This window comes from Pseudoalteromonas aliena SW19, from assembly GCF_014905615.1.
Classification (GTDB): Bacteria; Pseudomonadota; Gammaproteobacteria; order Enterobacterales; family Alteromonadaceae; genus Pseudoalteromonas; species Pseudoalteromonas aliena.
This window is the reverse complement of the sequence record NZ_AQGU01000025.1, coordinates 888,063-903,304: the sequence shown is the minus strand read 5'-3', so window position 1 is coordinate 903,304 and position 15,242 is coordinate 888,063. Positions and strand designations below refer to the sequence as shown.

Annotated in this window: 16 protein-coding genes and 1 pseudogene; 3 read left to right on the top strand and 14 right to left on the bottom strand. The window is 40.4% G+C overall.

Going from position 1 to position 15,242, the window contains the following annotated elements; all coding sequences use genetic code 11:
* Positions 1-202: 202 nt before the first annotated feature.
* Positions 203-483, top strand: a pseudogene (locus PALI_RS09625) (cupredoxin domain-containing protein); the annotation flags it as partial.
* 75 nt (positions 484-558) lie between these two features.
* A complete protein-coding gene (locus tag PALI_RS09620; protein WP_077538448.1) occupies positions 559-774 on the top strand; it encodes a TIGR02450 family Trp-rich protein in 216 nt (71 codons plus the stop codon).
* A 434-nt stretch (positions 775-1,208) separates the two neighbouring features.
* On the opposite strand, the gene PALI_RS09615 is transcribed toward PALI_RS09620, so the two are convergent.
* From PALI_RS09615 to leuS, 14 genes are all read right to left on the bottom strand, one after another.
* Positions 1,209-1,448 (bottom strand): RNA recognition motif domain-containing protein, encoded by a 240-nt coding sequence (locus PALI_RS09615; RefSeq protein WP_077538446.1) that lies wholly within the window; start codon positions 1,446-1,448, stop codon positions 1,209-1,211.
* A 171-nt stretch (positions 1,449-1,619) separates the two neighbouring features.
* Positions 1,620-2,585 (bottom strand): lipoyl synthase, encoded by a 966-nt coding sequence (gene lipA / locus PALI_RS09610; RefSeq protein ID WP_138584842.1) that lies wholly within the window; start codon positions 2,583-2,585, stop codon positions 1,620-1,622.
* Entirely contained in the window at positions 2,582-3,235 is a 654-nt protein-coding gene (lipB, locus tag PALI_RS09605; protein WP_077538442.1) for a lipoyl(octanoyl) transferase LipB, read from the bottom strand. The genes lipA and lipB overlap by 4 nt, the downstream gene beginning before the upstream one ends.
* Positions 3,236-3,254: 19 nt before the next feature.
* The gene (gene ybeD, locus PALI_RS09600) at positions 3,255-3,533 is read right to left on the bottom strand and encodes a DUF493 family protein YbeD (RefSeq protein WP_002958517.1); all 279 of its coding nucleotides are present in this window, start codon (positions 3,531-3,533) and stop codon (positions 3,255-3,257) included.
* Positions 3,534-3,922: 389 nt separating this feature from the next.
* On the bottom strand, positions 3,923-5,083 hold the full coding sequence (locus PALI_RS09595) for a serine hydrolase (RefSeq protein WP_077539074.1): 1,161 nt from the start codon (positions 5,081-5,083) through the stop codon (positions 3,923-3,925).
* A 53-nt stretch (positions 5,084-5,136) separates the two neighbouring features.
* Positions 5,137-5,901, bottom strand: coding sequence for a septal ring lytic transglycosylase RlpA family protein (locus PALI_RS09590; protein WP_193155694.1), 765 nt, complete (start codon positions 5,899-5,901; stop codon positions 5,137-5,139).
* Entirely contained in the window at positions 5,901-7,007 is a 1,107-nt protein-coding gene (gene rodA, locus PALI_RS09585; protein ID WP_077538438.1) for a rod shape-determining protein RodA, read from the bottom strand. Before rodA ends, PALI_RS09590 begins: the two co-directional genes overlap by 1 nt.
* Entirely contained in the window at positions 7,004-8,872 is a 1,869-nt protein-coding gene (gene mrdA, locus PALI_RS09580; protein ID WP_193155693.1) for a penicillin-binding protein 2, read from the bottom strand. Before mrdA ends, rodA begins: the two co-directional genes overlap by 4 nt.
* A gap of 9 nt (positions 8,873-8,881) precedes the next feature.
* On the bottom strand, positions 8,882-9,352 hold the full coding sequence (gene rlmH, locus PALI_RS09575) for a 23S rRNA (pseudouridine(1915)-N(3))-methyltransferase RlmH (protein ID WP_002958522.1): 471 nt from the start codon (positions 9,350-9,352) through the stop codon (positions 8,882-8,884).
* A gap of 37 nt (positions 9,353-9,389) precedes the next feature.
* Complete coding sequence (gene rsfS / locus PALI_RS09570) at positions 9,390-9,707, bottom strand: ribosome silencing factor (RefSeq protein ID WP_024610964.1); 318 nt, start codon at positions 9,705-9,707, stop codon at positions 9,390-9,392.
* Positions 9,708-9,762: 55 nt separating this feature from the next.
* Complete coding sequence (gene nadD / locus PALI_RS09565; protein WP_193155692.1) at positions 9,763-10,398, bottom strand: nicotinate-nucleotide adenylyltransferase; 636 nt, start codon at positions 10,396-10,398, stop codon at positions 9,763-9,765.
* Between the two features lie 14 nt (positions 10,399-10,412).
* Positions 10,413-11,450: a DNA polymerase III subunit delta gene (gene holA, locus PALI_RS09560; protein WP_138584838.1), complete on the bottom strand. Its 1,038-nt coding sequence runs from the start codon at positions 11,448-11,450 to the stop codon at positions 10,413-10,415.
* Positions 11,450-11,941, bottom strand: coding sequence for an LPS-assembly lipoprotein LptE (locus tag PALI_RS09555; RefSeq protein WP_182701294.1), 492 nt, complete (start codon positions 11,939-11,941; stop codon positions 11,450-11,452). The genes holA and PALI_RS09555 overlap by 1 nt, the downstream gene beginning before the upstream one ends.
* 1 nt (position 11,942) lies before the next feature.
* On the bottom strand, positions 11,943-14,531 hold the full coding sequence (leuS, locus tag PALI_RS09550; protein WP_193155691.1) for a leucine--tRNA ligase: 2,589 nt from the start codon (positions 14,529-14,531) through the stop codon (positions 11,943-11,945).
* 196 nt (positions 14,532-14,727) lie between these two features.
* Between leuS and PALI_RS09545 the strand changes: the two genes are divergently transcribed.
* On the top strand, positions 14,728-15,186 hold the full coding sequence (locus PALI_RS09545) for a zinc ribbon-containing protein (protein ID WP_138584836.1): 459 nt from the start codon (positions 14,728-14,730) through the stop codon (positions 15,184-15,186).
* The last annotated feature ends 56 nt before the right edge of the window (positions 15,187-15,242 follow it).

The window sequence follows — 15,242 nt, the reverse complement described above, 5'->3', positions numbered from 1 at the left end:
CTATGTCGTGTGATTATTCCCCATAAATAGGCGATAACGCAGCATAAATGCCAAACATACGCTGCCCGAAGGGTTCTTTATAGGGACGGTTAACTCTTTGTTGCTCGGTTTTTACTTAGTCCACTAGGTTACAAACCTCGCGCCGCGATTAAATCGCCCCTAGATTGAACAAATTTCAATCCACAAAGGTCAACACGCCCTAGAGCAAACACAAAGTGATGACAATAAAGTAACGATAGTTGTTGATAACGGTGTTTATAAGCCAGGACACATTAAAGTGGCAGCTAACAAAGAGGCTGTACTTACCTTTGATAGAAAAGACAGCGCGCCATGCGCCGAGACAGTAGTATTTCCACAGCTTGATATAATAAAACTCTGGTAATGGGTGATGGCAATACAGTTAAACTACCTGCACTTGAAGTCGGTGAGTATGAATTTCATTGCCAAATGAAAATGTACAAAGGCAAGTTAATAGTACAGTAGAAAAATAGTTGTTGAGCTAAACAAGTGGCTGGGTCGTATTAGTGCTTATTAAGAAAATTGGAGCTTTTGTATATTGTGAATAATTTAAACCCTAAAAAATTACTAAATAGTAAATGGACGGCAACTCCTGCCATCAATAAAGAAAAGCACTTTATTATAGTCGCTGTAGAGTACGATGAAGATGCCAACGTAATAGAGTGTATTACTGAGTCAGTATTTTCTAAAAACCAATATCCAATTAGCTGGCGAGATCTAAAAGATACTCAAAAGTGGTGCCAAGGCTGGAAGTAATTTAAATCGTTTTAGTAAATCTCGCTGATAAATACAGAACTAAAGTTAAGTAACCTGAACTCTGGTAATAAATCTATCTCAAGCAGCTATTTTCAGCGCTAACTGCGTTGAATTTACTCGCAAGAGACCCGCTATTGACGCGTAAATTCGCCTTGTTTTCACTGAAAAAAACGTAAAAATTATTATCGCGGTTAGCAAAAAACCAGCATATGCTGGTTTTTAAGGTTAAGTAACGAATAAGTAATTATTTATACCAAACTGCATAAATCTTTGATCAATTTAACGAATCAAATTGCACTATAACGTCGTTAAAATTTTTTATTTAGAACAACTAGATACAAATTTTATTTAGAACAACTAGATACAAAATTTTTGCCTAGTTCTAGCGTAATTTTCTTAACGTTAAATAGACCCCATATATAAGCAGATTGGTATTAAGCATCTGCTAATTTTACGCGGATTTTGCTTTTATCAACACTCGTTTGGTTAAGTGCATTAATCGCAGCCTTAACTTCAATGTCGTTTGGCATTTCTACAAAGGCAAAGCCTTTAGATTGGCCTGTTTCTTTATCAAGTACTAAGTTACAAGTAGTCACTTTACCGTGCTCTGCAAACAAAATACGAAGCTCATGCTCTGTTGTAGCGCGAGACAAGTTACGAACTAATAGTTTCATAATGAACCTAAATAATTATATCAGTATTAATTATCTCAACTTAGGTGGATTTAACCTAATTTTATTTGATAAACAGTTAAAAAAACTTATTATAAACAAAAATGCCGTTAGTTTAATTTATTAACTAACGGCATTTAATGACTCTACAAGTAATTTAGTACTTAGGTCTATTTATTTTACTTCTTTACCCGCAGCTTGTTGATCTGCATGGTAGCTTGAACGTACAAACGGGCCCGAAGCCGCGTGAGTAAAGCCAATTTCATCTGCATATACTTTTAAGCCGTCAAATTCTACTGGTGGCACGTAGCGTTTAACTGGTAAGTGATGCTTAGAAGGTTGTAGGTATTGACCCACTGTTAGCATGTCAACGTTGTGCGCACGTAAATCACGGAGTACTTCTTCAATCTCGCTAATTTCTTCACCTAAGCCAACCATTAAGCCAGATTTAGTTTTAACTTCTGGGTGAGCTTCTTTAAAGCGACGAAGTAATTCTAACGACCATTTATAATCGGCACCTGGGCGAGCCAGTTTGTATAAACGTGGCGCAGTCTCAAGATTGTGGTTAAATACATCTGGTGGTGTTTCGATTAAAATCTCGAGTGCGCGATCCATACGGCCACGAAAGTCAGGCACTAAAATTTCGATAGTAATTGTTGGGTTGTGTTTGCGGATTTCGCGAATACAATCGGCAAAATGTTGTGCACCACCATCACGTAAATCATCACGGTCAACTGACGTGATCACGACGTAGTTTAGCTTCATATCTTTAATTGTCAGTGCTAGTTTTTCAGGCTCAGCGGCATCAGGTTTTAATGGACGACCGTGGGCAACATCACAAAATGGGCAACGGCGAGTACATATTGCACCTAAGATCATAAAGGTGGCTGTACCGTGGTTAAAACATTCAGAGAGGTTAGGGCATGAAGCCTCTTCACATACTGAGTGCAAGCCATGCTTACGTAGCGCTTGTTTTATACCGTCAATACGCTCGGTTGATTTAGGTAAGCGAATTTTTAACCATTCTGGCTTACGCAACATTTCGGTTTTTTCTGTAGGTAAAACTTTAACTGGGATCAACGCCATTTTTGCTGCGTCGCGTAGTTTTACACCTGGTTCCATTTTGACTGGTTTATTCATTCGTTTTCAAACCCTTCAGTATGCTTAACCTGTGTTGCATTAAGCTTATTGATCATGTGTTTTACCAATCCTTCACCCGCACTTTCTAGGTTTTGAGGACCATCTAATTCTTTAGTTTGCACCATATTCATGCCCGCATAACCACACGGATTAATACGTAAAAATGGACTTAGGTCCATGTTAACATTTAATGCTAAACCATGAAACGAGCAGCCACGACGAACTCTAAGTCCAAGTGATGCTATTTTACTGTCGTTGACGTAAACACCCGGTGCGTCAGCTTTAGCGTACGCTTTAATATCGTACTCGGCGAGTGATTCAATAATGCACTCTTCAAGCCACGTAACCAGTTCACGTACGCCAATTTTTAAACGTCGAAGATTAAATAATACATACATCATTTGCTGGCCGGGGCCGTGGTACGTTACTTGTCCGCCACGATCCACTTTAATAACTTCAATGTCGCCTGGGGCAAGTAAGTGCTCGTCTTTACCGGCTTGACCTTGAGTGAATACACTCTCGTGCTCTACAAGCCAAATTTCATCTGGTGTATTTTCATCTCGGGTGTCGGTAAAGTCCTGCATTTTTTGCCAAATAGGCATATAACGCTGGCGACCCAGTTGGCGTACGATTAAGGTGTTTTCGTTCACAACAAATCTCAACTATGGCTTAAAGCATGTGGCGTACGTCATCAATATTACTGATCACGTTATAAATTTCTTCAATGTGTTTGCCACTTGTAACCGTTGCTACAAGGCTTACTGATTCGTAATTGCCTTTGCTGCTTGGTTTTACTTTAGGTGCATAGTCGCCAGGTGCAATAGGTTGTAACTTAGCTAAAATTTGATCAGTTAGGTTTACGTTAGCTAAACCCATAATTCTGAATGTAAATGGGCAAGGGTACTCTAAGTACTCATCAAATTTTGTATCTTTAACAGGTTGAACCACGACGGTGACTCCTCAAACAAATAAAGTATTGGCTCTGAGCATAATGCTAGGCGCTAAACTGACAGGGTGATGACAATCTGAGTTAATGTAATAATCAATCGACATAAGTATTTGGACAATTTAACAAACTAAATCATTCCATAACGACGTTAAAGTTTTCATTTAGAACAATTAGATATAAAAACTTTTGCCTTGTTATAGTGCGATTTTTTATCGTTAAATAAACCTCATATTTAAACAGATTGATATTATTTTGGGAAACCCAAAATAAAAACTCATTATGATTGCTTTATATGGGGCGCATTCTAGCATTTTTCAAGCAAAAAAAAACGCCTCATAATGGAGGCGTTTCGTTTAACTTCACAATCGCTGTGAGTTTATTTTTACACTTACATTATTTGTAAACGTAGGTAGTCATAAATTTTACTAAAGAAGCTGCCTTCTTCCACTTCTTCAAGCGTTACTAGTGGGTATTGAGCGATATCTTCCCCTTCTAATTGCAAGAATAAAGTCCCTACTTTAGTACCTTTCGCTAGAGGCGCTTCAAGTGTATTGTCTAGCTCAAAATTGGCTTTAAGGTTTTTATGCTGACCACGTGGAATAGTGATTGGTGTATCTTCTAAAATACCTAACGATACGTTTTCTTTATTACCCATCCAAATACGTTGCTCTGCAAAGCTGTCGCCTGCCTTGTACGGTGTAATTGTTTCAAAAAAGCGAAAACCGTAATTAAGTAATTTTTTATTTTCTATTTTGCGCGCACGTTCGCTTGAAGTACCCATAACAACGGCAATCAAACGCATACCGTTTTTAGTAGCCGATGTTACTAAACTATAGCCCGCTTCAGATGTGTGGCCTGTTTTAATGCCGTCTACATCTAAACTTTCATCCCATAACAGCGAGTTACGGTTATATTGCTTAATGCCATTGTAGGTATATGACTTTTGTTTATAAAGAGCGTATTCGTCTGGCACATCACGAATAAGTGCCGCGCTTAACGTTGCCATATCACGTGGTGTTGTATAGTGCTCATTAGTATCTAGGCCGTGGCTGTTGATAAAATGGCTGTTGCTCATGCCTAATTTAGCCGCATGTGCATTCATTAAGTCAGAAAATGCGCTTTCGCTACCTGCAATATGCTCAGCCATTGCAACACACGCATCGTTACCTGATTGAATAATTATTCCGTGGTTAAGCTCATCTACACTAATCTGTTTGCCTACTTCAATAAACATTTTAGACGATTCAGGAAAGTTTTTAGCCCACGCTTTTTCGCTCACAGTAACCATGTCTGTAGGGGCGATATTACCGGCTTTAATTTCAGTACCAATTACATAACTGGTCATCATTTTAGTTAAACTAGCAGGAGCGAGTTGTGTATCAGCTTCACCTTCAGCTATTACTTTACCCGTTGTAAAGTCCACTAAAAAATAGCCTTTTGCATTAACTTGAGGTGGTGCCGGAATAATTTGGGCGCTGGCTGAAAATACGGCGGCAGAACAAACTAAGCCGCATACACCTTTGAGGATTTTATATTTAATAGATTTCATCATACTCATTAATGGTTAAAGTTAAAAATTCGCGTTACGCCATTCTAAAGGCCTTACTGAGTGTAAAGCAAGAACGCGTTTTGAAATTGATCTTGTTTTAATTTTTCTAAGACTTGATGTGCATGTTGAGCGTCTTTAATTGGACCTAAATGCAGTCTATAAATAGCGTCTTTTTGTACAATATTAGTTGGCAACTTGTATTGAAGGCGCAAGGTACTTGCCAGTGCTTCAATATTTTCCAGTGTACTCCCAGCAGCAACCTGAATATAAGTTTCATTCGTTTTAGCTGAGCCACCTAGCGTAACTGCCTCGAGCTTAACCTTTGCTGTACCATGAGTATAGTAACCAAGCTTATAAGCGGCAGCGTACGAGAGGTCGATTATCCTGTCATCATGAAAGGGGCCACGGTCATTAACACGTACAATAACTGATTTGCCGTTACTCATGTTAGTCACACGCAAAAAACTAGGTAACGGCAGCGTTTTATGTGCAGCCGTCATAGCAAACATATCATAAACTTCACCGTTTGAAGTATGATATCCATGAAATTTACGGCCGTACCACGAAGCAATGCCTTCTTCAGAGTAGCCTGATTCATCAAGCATTGGCGTATAGCGCTTACCAAGTACTGTATATGGGCGACTCGTGCTTGCACTTTTAGTAACGTCGGTGATTACAGCATCTTGCATTTCAAGCACCGTTGGCGCTCTAAGTGGAGCAGTGTCATGGCGCATATGGTAGCGGCTACCTGAATTACTACAGGCGCTTAAAAATATAATTAACAGTGTACTTAGTAACAGCTGTATATAAAGTCGCATTATTTTAAAAGCATCCTTTTGTCTGTGGCAATGGACATTATTATGCCAAAACCAGCCATTAGCGTGACCATTGATGTGCCACCGTAGCTAATTAATGGTAAAGGAACGCCAACAACCGGTAAAAGGCCTGATACCATGCCAATATTTACAAACACATAAACAAAAAAAGTGAGAGTAAGCGCGCCGGCTAGTAATTTTCCAAATGCATCTTGTGCGTTAACGGCAATATATAAACCACGGCCAATAATAAATAAATAGAGGCTAAGTAAAATACATACCCCGAATAGCCCAAACTCTTCACTTAGCACCGAAAATATAAAGTCGGTATGGCGCTCAGGCAAAAACTCTAGTTGAGATTGTGTACCTTGTAACCAGCCTTTACCTTCAACGCCACCAGAGCCTATCGCTATTTTTGACTGAATAATATGATAACCCGACCCTAGAGGGTCGCTTTCAGGATCTAAAAATGTCAGCACGCGCTGCTTTTGGTAATCATGCATCCCATAATGCCAAAAAGGCCACGCGGCAAGCGTTACCATTGAACTTAAAAAGCCAATTAATCGCCAACTCAAACCTGATAAAAACAATACAAATATACCAGAACTTGCAATGAGGATGGCAGTGCCTAAATCAGGCTGCTCTTTAATTAGCAGCGTAGGAAGCATAACAATCATAAAACCAATAATTAAATGCATTGGACGAGGGGGAAGGTGATTACGGCCTATATACCACGCAACCATCATAGGTACTGCTAGTTTCATTAGCTCCGCAGGCTGAAATCGAGTAACTCCTAAATCGAGCCAACGTTGTGCACCCTTTGAGCTTACACCAAATAAAAGTACTGCGACCAACATTAATAAACCAACAAAATAAAGTGGGATCACTAAGCGTTTTAGCGCAGCTGGCGATAACTGGGCTAAAACAATCATCGCAACAACAGCACCTCCCATACGCGTCATGTGTCTAATCATCATTGACGATTCTTGACCACTGGCGCTGTAAACAACCATTATGCTGCCTATCATCATCACAATTAGTGCAATAAATAGCGGCAAATCAAGGTGCATACGCATCCAAATAGAGCGTTCATCATGCAACCTAGTCATGGTGTGGTATTCCTAGCAATATTAATGGGGTTAGCTGCAAAGTAATAATCCATAAGTTGTCGAGCGATTTGGATCCCGCCATGGTTATTCTCCAATACCACAGAAACGACTATTTTAGGATCGTCAAACGGTGCAAAACCAATGTAAATGGTGTTATCGCGTTGTCGTTCTTTTAGTGATTTTGCATCGTAACGCTCACCCTGTGCAATGCTAACTATTTGCGCAGTCCCTGTTTTTCCTGCAGAGTCGTAGCGAGTCCCCTTAAAAGCTTTATGTGCTGTGCCGGATACTTTTTTAACTGTATTGTGCATTGCATCTAAAGACACCTGCCAATGGTGTGGGTTCTTCAAAATAATAGGCGGTTTTTCTTCATTGTTAATTTGCGTTACATCACCGTCTTTTCTGACCACTTGTACTAAATGAGGCGGGTGATTAATGCCGCGATTAACTAATATATTAGTCGCGTTCGCAATTTGAATCGGGGTCGCCGTCCAATAACCTTGGCCAATACCAACTGAAATCGTGTCGCCGCGCCACCAGGATTCTTTAAAGCGGCCTTCTTTCCATTCTTTTGAAGGTAATATAGCCGTGGTTTCTTCATGTATATCAATACCTGATAAATCACCGTAGCCAAAACGGGTCATAAAGTCACTTATTTTAGTGATCCCTAACCGATAGGCTGCATCGTAAAAGTAAGTATCGCACGACTCTTCAATTGCTTTATATACATCAACGTGCTCATGACCCCAGCGTTTCCAGTCACGCCATTTATGATCCACATTAGGAATTTGAAAAAAACCAGGATCCCACATTGATGTTGTTTCGTTTACGATGTTTTCTTCAAGCGCTAATACTGCCATTAAAGGTTTTACCGTAGAGGCGGGTGCATAACGACCTTGCGTAGTACGGTTTATTAATGGACTGTCTTGATTAAGTAACGCTTTGTAATTTTTGCTGCTAATGCCATGCACAAATAAATTAGGGTCGTAACTTGGGTTTGAATAAAGTGCCAGTACGCCGCCATCTTTAGCGTCCATAACCACTACAGCACCACGCATATCTTTAAGTGCATGTTGCGCTATTTGCTGTAAGCCGACATCGAGGGTAAGCACCAAATCGCTACCTGGTTGTGGGGGGGTTATACTTAGCGTGCGGATAATTCGTCCACGATTGTTAACTTCTACGCGTTGCGAGCCAACGTTACCATGGAGTGTTTCTTCGTAGTATTTCTCTATTCCGAGTTTACCAATATCGTGAGTGGCACGGTAATTTGTATCGCGGCCTTCTTGCTCTAATTGATTGAGCTCTTTTTTATTGAGTTTAGCTACATAGCCTAAAGCATGGGTGAGGGTATCGCCAAATGAATAATAACGGGCCAGTCGTGCTTCAATACTAAATCCAGGGAATTTATGTTGATTAACCGAAAATTTAGCGACTTCAGTTTCATCTAAATGGGCTTTAAGAACCTGTGATTTAAAACGGCGCGTATGTTTTATATCTTCTAAAAAGTCTTCTTTTTCTTGCTCAGTAAGCGCGATTAATTTACTTATTTGCACCAGTGCTTTGGCTAAGTCATCCACCTCTTCAGGTATCACTTCAAGGTTATAAACAGGCTTGTTTTCAGCAAGGAGAACACCATTACGATCGTAAATTAAACCACGGTTGGGGGGGATAGGTATAACTTTAATACGATTATCATTAGAGCGGGTTTGGTAGCCATCGTGATCTTTTACTTGAATTGTATATAAATTAGAAAGCAGTACAGCCATTAACCCTAATACAAAAACAAAACCCACGAATGCACGCCTAGCAAATAAGTTTGCTTCTGCGGAGTGGTCACGAATAGTGGGTCTTTGTTTTAGCATGGCAAGAGGTTACTCGCGATGATAAGGATGGTTGTTATTTAAGCTCCAGCCTCTGTAAAGGCTCTCTGCAACAATAATGCGCACTAATGGGTGCGGTAATGTTAAATTAGATAACGACCATTTTTGCTCTGAAGCTGCAATGCACTCTGGAGCAAGTCCTTCAGGTCCGCCAATAAGTAAACTTACATCGCGGCCGTCGAGTTGCCATTTTTCCATGTTTTTAGCAAGCTGGTGAGTATCTAGCGCTTTCCCTGTGACTTCTAACGTAACAATACGATTGCCTTTTGGAATAGCCGCTAATGTTTTTTCACCTTCAATGTGTAAAATACGTTTTATATCTGCATTTTTGCCACGTTTTCCGGCTGGAATTTCAATTAACTCAAGGGCCATGTCTTTAGGGAAACGGCGCTGATATTCTGCAAATCCCGTTTCTACCCATGCTGGCATTTTTGTACCAACAGCAATCATTTGTATTTTCACGAATTACTTCCAAGCATTGTCTAAAATGAGTAAGGGTTTAGCCCCACAGTTTTTCTAGATCGTAATAGATACGTGCTTCACTTTGCATTACGTGAACAACCACGTCACCTAAGTCAACCAGTGCCCATTCGCCATCACTTTCGCCTTCATAACCTAGAGGTTCTGAATCTGCGTGACGTGCTTCTTTTGCTAAATGATCGGCAATTGATTGTACGTGGCGCTTCGATGTGCCTGAACAAATAACCATATAGTCAGTGATGTCAGATGTCTTTGTTACGTCAATATGAATAATGTCACGCGCTTTCATATCGTCAATTTTATCCATAGCAAAAGCGAGTAATTGTTTTGAATCCAAGGTTTTGTCTCAATTTAAAAATTTAATGGCGCGCATTTTAACACGGTAGGCGTTTTTAAGCATCAATTTGATAGAGCTGATGCATTTGTATGTAATGACTCACTGCATCGGGTAATAGTTCATTCTTTTTATTACTTTTTTTAAGCTGTTCTCGAATAATACTCGAGGCTGCATTATGGGTTTCACCGGATAAAAAATAAAGTTTCCCAGCGAGAGTTTGTTCAAGTGCCGTTACTTCGTCTACCTTTGCATGTTGCAAGTAACTTTTAAGTTCACCATTGACACTGCAATCTTGAGCAGGGCGCTGATAAACGACGATATGGCATAGCTGCGTTATTGTTTGCCACTCAAACCATTTGTCGAGGTTGTTAAACGAGTCCATACCAATCAAAAATAAAATAGGCGTAGCTGGGTGTTCTTTACGCAATTCTTGCAAGCTAAGTAACGAATAGGATGGACCGGCTCTGTTAAGCTCTCTTAAATCGAGATCAAAATACGGATAAGGTTCAATCGCCGCGTTTAGCATATTTATACGGTGCTGTGTACTAATACCCGGTACTGCTTTGTGGGCAGGTAATGCACAAGGCATAAAATAGAGTGTATTTAAATTAAATGTTTTAACGCATTGCTGCGCCATATTTAAATGCCCTAAATGGACAGGGTCGAATGTGCCACCAAAAATTGCAATCATTTCACATACACCCGTTAATTAACCGTGTGGCAAGGCATTGGGATGTCGAGCGGCTGGCAAAATTTAATACAAATATGAGCAAGCGCTTGGTAAGGTGCAATTAAATTACCTTGCTTATAACTGGCATCAAACAAAGCAACATCACTGTTTATGTGTTCAAGTGTATGCATGTTTAAACGATTTATTGCGTTTTGAACTGGGCCTTGCTGATTTTTCCAAATTGCATTTTGTTTAAATAAATTAGCAATAGGCTCGCCATTTAATAAACCAAGTTGCACATTTATAAGTGTAGTAAGTTCTTTGGTTATAGCCCACAAAATGCTCACCACTTCGGTGTTATCACTGGCCAGTTTGTTTAATACTTTAATAGCTTGTTTAGCGTGGCCATTTAATAGGGCGTCGCTTAAATCAAAAATATCGAACTTGGCCTGATTTAATAGCCCTTGCATGACTAACTGCTGATTAATAAGCGCATTGCCGTGTAATAACGAGAGTTTTTCGAGTTCTTGAAAACACGCTAATAAATTACCTTCGGTGGCATTTATTAAACTAAGTTTGGCATCGTTTTGCATGTTAAGCGATAAGCGTTGGCACTGCTCGTCAAGCCATCGTTTTACATGTGAGCCAGTTAGTGGGTAGCAAGGGACAAATACACCAAGCTTATCGAGAGCTTTAAACCACGCACCGCGTTGTACTTCTTGACTAGCCTTAGCGCCTTTAATAATAAGGATGGTATCAGGATTGACCAGTTCAATAACTTTTTTAAATGTGTTACTGCCAACAATACCAGGTTTTTGTTGGTTTAAATCAAGCTCAATAATAGTACGTGCGCTAAACAGTGACATGCTTTGGTACTGAGCTATAATCTCTTGCCAATCAAATCCTTGCATTAAAGTAAATTTAATTACCTCATCAAAGCCTTGCGCTTTAGCCGTGTCGCGAATTTGCCGTACACACTGCGCTTCTTGAAAAGGCTCCTCCCCAAATACTAAATAAAAGGGCTTTAGCCCTTTATTTAATTCGCTCGGTAGTTGATTTGCGTAGCAGCGCATTAGAGTTGCGACAGCTCTCTAACAATACGACGACTAGCTTGCTCACGAATTTCGCTAATGAGTAGCTCAAGCTCTTTTGCTTTAGCTAACGCATGATCTGGATCGTCTTGATAATTACGATAAAGCTCGAAGCGCTTTTCTATTGCGTTTTCGCCTGGGCGCTTAACGATATACGACACACCATAAGCAAGTTCGTATTCAGCAACTTGACCATTTTTAAATAACGAAAGTGTTTGACGTTCAACTGTTTCTTGACGTAAATACAATTGAGCTTTGCCTTTAGCTGACGGTATTAGCTCTACATTACTGGCTTTTAGCTCGTTTTTAAGGCTTTCGAACAAGGCCGATTTTTCATCATCGCCTACTAGTGTTAGCTGTTTTAAGTTATCAGGCAGGCTAGAGGCTTTCTTAAAATGAAAGCCACAGCTCGATAACAAAAAACAGACTAGCACTAAGGCTAGTCCATTTTTAATGGCGTTAAATGTCGCCATGTTAGTTAGCTACCACGTTAAGTAGTTTACCCGGCACATAAATGATTTTACGAATAGTTGCGCCATCAGTAAATTTAGTGACGTTAGATTCAGCAAACGCAAGGGCTTCTACTTGCTCTTGTGTAGCATCTGCTGCAACTGTTAACTTAGCGCGAAGCTTACCGTTTACTTGGACAATAATTAACTTTTCGTCTTCAACAAGTGCCGACTCATCAACTTTTGGCCATGCTGCATCTAAAATTTCGCCTTCTTTGCCAAGCTCTTTCCAAAGCTCATGCGATAAATGCGGCGTTATAGGTGCAAGCATAATAACAAGCGCTTCAAGCGCTTCGTTTGCAATCGCCACATCTTGTGCATCTGTAAGCGGTGCTTTCAATAATTTATTAGAAAGCTCCATAATAGCTGCAATAGCGGTGTTAAAGGTTTGACGGCGTTCAACATCGTCAGTCACTTTAGCAATCGCTTTATGTAAATCGCGACGAAGTACTTTTTGCGGATTAGTGAGCGCTGATTTATCAAGTGCTTGGTAACCCACAGTTTTAACGTCTACCGCGTATTTCCATACACGTTTTAAGAAACGATGCGCGCCTTCAACACCCGAGTCTGACCATTCAAGCGTTTGCTCTGGTGGTGCTGTAAACATCATGAATAAACGCACTGTATCTGCACCGTACTGGGCAATTACATGTTGTGGGTCTATACCGTTATTTTTAGATTTAGACATTTTGCTCATGCCAGATGAGAATACCGGCTCGCCATCTTCTTTATGCCATGCTTTAGTTACGCGGCCTTTGTCGTCGGTTTCGGTATTTACATCACTTGGCGAAATCCAAATATCGCCGCCTTTTTCATCTTTACGATAAAATGTTTCAGCAAGCACCATACCTTGACAAAGTAAGCGGTCAAACGGCTCGTCTGAGTTTACTAAACCAAAGTCACGTAATAATTTATGGAAAAAGCGCGAGTACAATAAATGTAAAATAGCGTGCTCAATACCACCAATGTATTGATTTACTGGCAACCAGTAGTTAGCAGCAGCTGGGTCTAGCATACCTTCGTCGTAGCGTGGGCTACAGTAGCGGGCGTAGTACCAAGACGATTCCATAAAGGTGTCAAACGTATCAGTTTCGTGAAACGCAGGTGCGCCATTGACTGTTGTTTTAGCCCACTCTGGGTCTGCTTTAAGTGGTGACGTTACACCGTTCATTACCACATCTTCAGGTAAGCGAACGGGGAGCATATCTTCTGTTGCAGCAAGTTCTTTGCCTTCTTCGTCGCTAAGCATTGGGATTGGTGAGCCCCAGTAACGCTGGCGGCTAACACCCCAGTCACGCAGGCGGAAGTTTACTTTACGCTCACCCACACCGAGTGCTTCTAATTTATCGGCAATCGCTTTAAAACCAGCGTCAAAATCAAGGCCGTTAAATTCACCTGAATTTACAAGTACACCTTTATCGGTAAATGCTGATTCTTTAAGGTTTACTTCAAGGTCTGAACCTTCAACCGGTGCAATGACTTGTTTTATATCAAGACCGTAAGCGGTTGCAAATTCAAAATCGCGTTGATCGTGTGCAGGTACTGCCATTACAGCGCCTGAGCCATAATGCATTAATACAAAGTTAGCGACCCAAATTGGTACTTGCTCGCCCGTTAATGGGTGAGTGGCGTAAAAGCCTGTTGCTATGCCTTTTTTCTCCATTGTTGCCATATCTGCTTCGGCAACTTTGGTGTTTTTGCATTCTTCAACAAACATTGCAATAGCATCGCTATTTTTAGCGGCTTCTTGTGCAATCGGGTGGCCACCGGCAACAGCAACATACGTAACACCCATAAAGGTATCTGGACGAGTTGTGTATACGCTAAATGTTTCGTCGTTATCGGTGCGCTTAAATTCAATATCACACCCTTCAGAGCGGCCAATCCAGTTGCGCTGCATTGTTTTAACTTGCTCTGGCCAATCTTCAAGCTTATCTAAATCGTCAAGTAGCTCTTGTGCGTAGTCGGTAATTTTAATAAACCACTGTGGAATTTCTTTTTGCTCAACCACAGCGCCTGAACGCCAACCGCGACCGTCAATAACTTGCTCGTTAGCGAGTACTGTCTGATCCACTGGATCCCAGTTAACTGTAGACATTTTTTTATACACTAGGCCTTTTTCGTAAAGCTTAGTGAAAAACCACTGCTCCCATTTGTAGTATTCTGGGTGGCAGGTTGCAATTTCACGATCCCAGTCATAACCAAAACCTAATTGCTTAAGTTGGTTACGCATGTAGTCAATGTTCTCGTAAGTCCACTTTGCTGGTGCTGTTTTGTTTTTAATAGCAGCGTTTTCTGCAGGTAAACCAAACGCATCCCAACCCATAGGTTGCATTACGTTTTTGCCTTGCAGGCGCTGGAAACGAGAAACAACATCACCAATGGTGTAGTTACGCACATGACCCATATGCAGTCGACCACTCGGATAAGGGAACATAGAAAGGCAGTAATACTTTTCTTTGCTCTCATCTTCAGTGACTTTAAATACCTGGTTTTCTTCCCAGTAGCTTTGTACTTTTGACTCTATATCTTGCGGGTTATATTGCTCTTGCATCTATGGTTCCAGACTTCTTGCAAACTAATAAAAAATTGCCGTTAGGATACCCCAAATAAAACACTATTCACAGCGTCAAAAACATGCTTTTATTAAATTGTAACTTTCAGTGCAGGTTAACCTGCCTTTTTATACTGTAGTTAGCTAAAAACATAAGTTACAGACTGATTTAACAGCAATTTTGAAGGAGTAAAAAATGACTGATTACAAAACATGGCTTGGCAGTTTTACCCATTGGCTAAAAGAGGTGAAAGAGCATGGTGTAAAAGACGTGATTTCTGGGTTTGTTGGATCTGAGCAGGCACTAAAAGATTTAAGCCAAGAAAGATATGAGCTTTATAAAAGCTATTTAAAGAACGACATTGAACATCTTGTAGAGCACGAGGCTCATTATAATTCACTTGCATGGCAAGAACTTAAAGAGTCTATTTGGCTTGAACTATCGCACATAGAAGATAAAACACAGCTTGAATGGCAATCGTTAAGTCAAGATTTTAAGCATAATGGTGTGTATCACGTAGGCGAATGGATAGCCATAGGCACATTAGTATGTAAGAATTGTAACCATAGCCACGACATTTATCACGCGACGCAAATAACGCCTTGCATAGAATGTGATTCAATAGAGTTTAGCCGCAAGGCTTTGCAACCCTAAATAGTAGTATTGAGTGGCGCTAAGCCACTTAATGCATTTAAAGCCAGTGAATATGC

Excerpts from the sequence above, each read along its gene's own strand:
- PALI_RS09545 (WP_138584836.1), top strand. The coding sequence starts at position 14,728 with ATGACTGATTACAAAACATGGCTTGGCAGTTTTACCCATTGGCTAAAA.
- leuS (WP_193155691.1), bottom strand. The coding sequence starts at position 14,531 with ATGCAAGAGCAATATAACCCGCAAGATATAGAGTCAAAAGTACAAAGC.
- PALI_RS09555 (WP_182701294.1), bottom strand. The coding sequence starts at position 11,941 with ATGGCGACATTTAACGCCATTAAAAATGGACTAGCCTTAGTGCTAGTC.
- lipA (WP_138584842.1), bottom strand. The coding sequence starts at position 2,585 with ATGAATAAACCAGTCAAAATGGAACCAGGTGTAAAACTACGCGACGCA.
- PALI_RS09590 (WP_193155694.1), bottom strand. The coding sequence starts at position 5,901 with ATGCGACTTTATATACAGCTGTTACTAAGTACACTGTTAATTATATTT.
- PALI_RS09595 (WP_077539074.1), bottom strand. The coding sequence starts at position 5,083 with ATGAAATCTATTAAATATAAAATCCTCAAAGGTGTATGCGGCTTAGTT.
- holA (WP_138584838.1), bottom strand. The coding sequence starts at position 11,450 with ATGCGCTGCTACGCAAATCAACTACCGAGCGAATTAAATAAAGGGCTA.
- mrdA (WP_193155693.1), bottom strand. The coding sequence starts at position 8,872 with ATGCTAAAACAAAGACCCACTATTCGTGACCACTCCGCAGAAGCAAAC.
- rodA (WP_077538438.1), bottom strand. The coding sequence starts at position 7,007 with ATGACTAGGTTGCATGATGAACGCTCTATTTGGATGCGTATGCACCTT.
- nadD (WP_193155692.1), bottom strand. The coding sequence starts at position 10,398 with ATGATTGCAATTTTTGGTGGCACATTCGACCCTGTCCATTTAGGGCAT.
- PALI_RS09615 (WP_077538446.1), bottom strand. The coding sequence starts at position 1,448 with ATGAAACTATTAGTTCGTAACTTGTCTCGCGCTACAACAGAGCATGAG.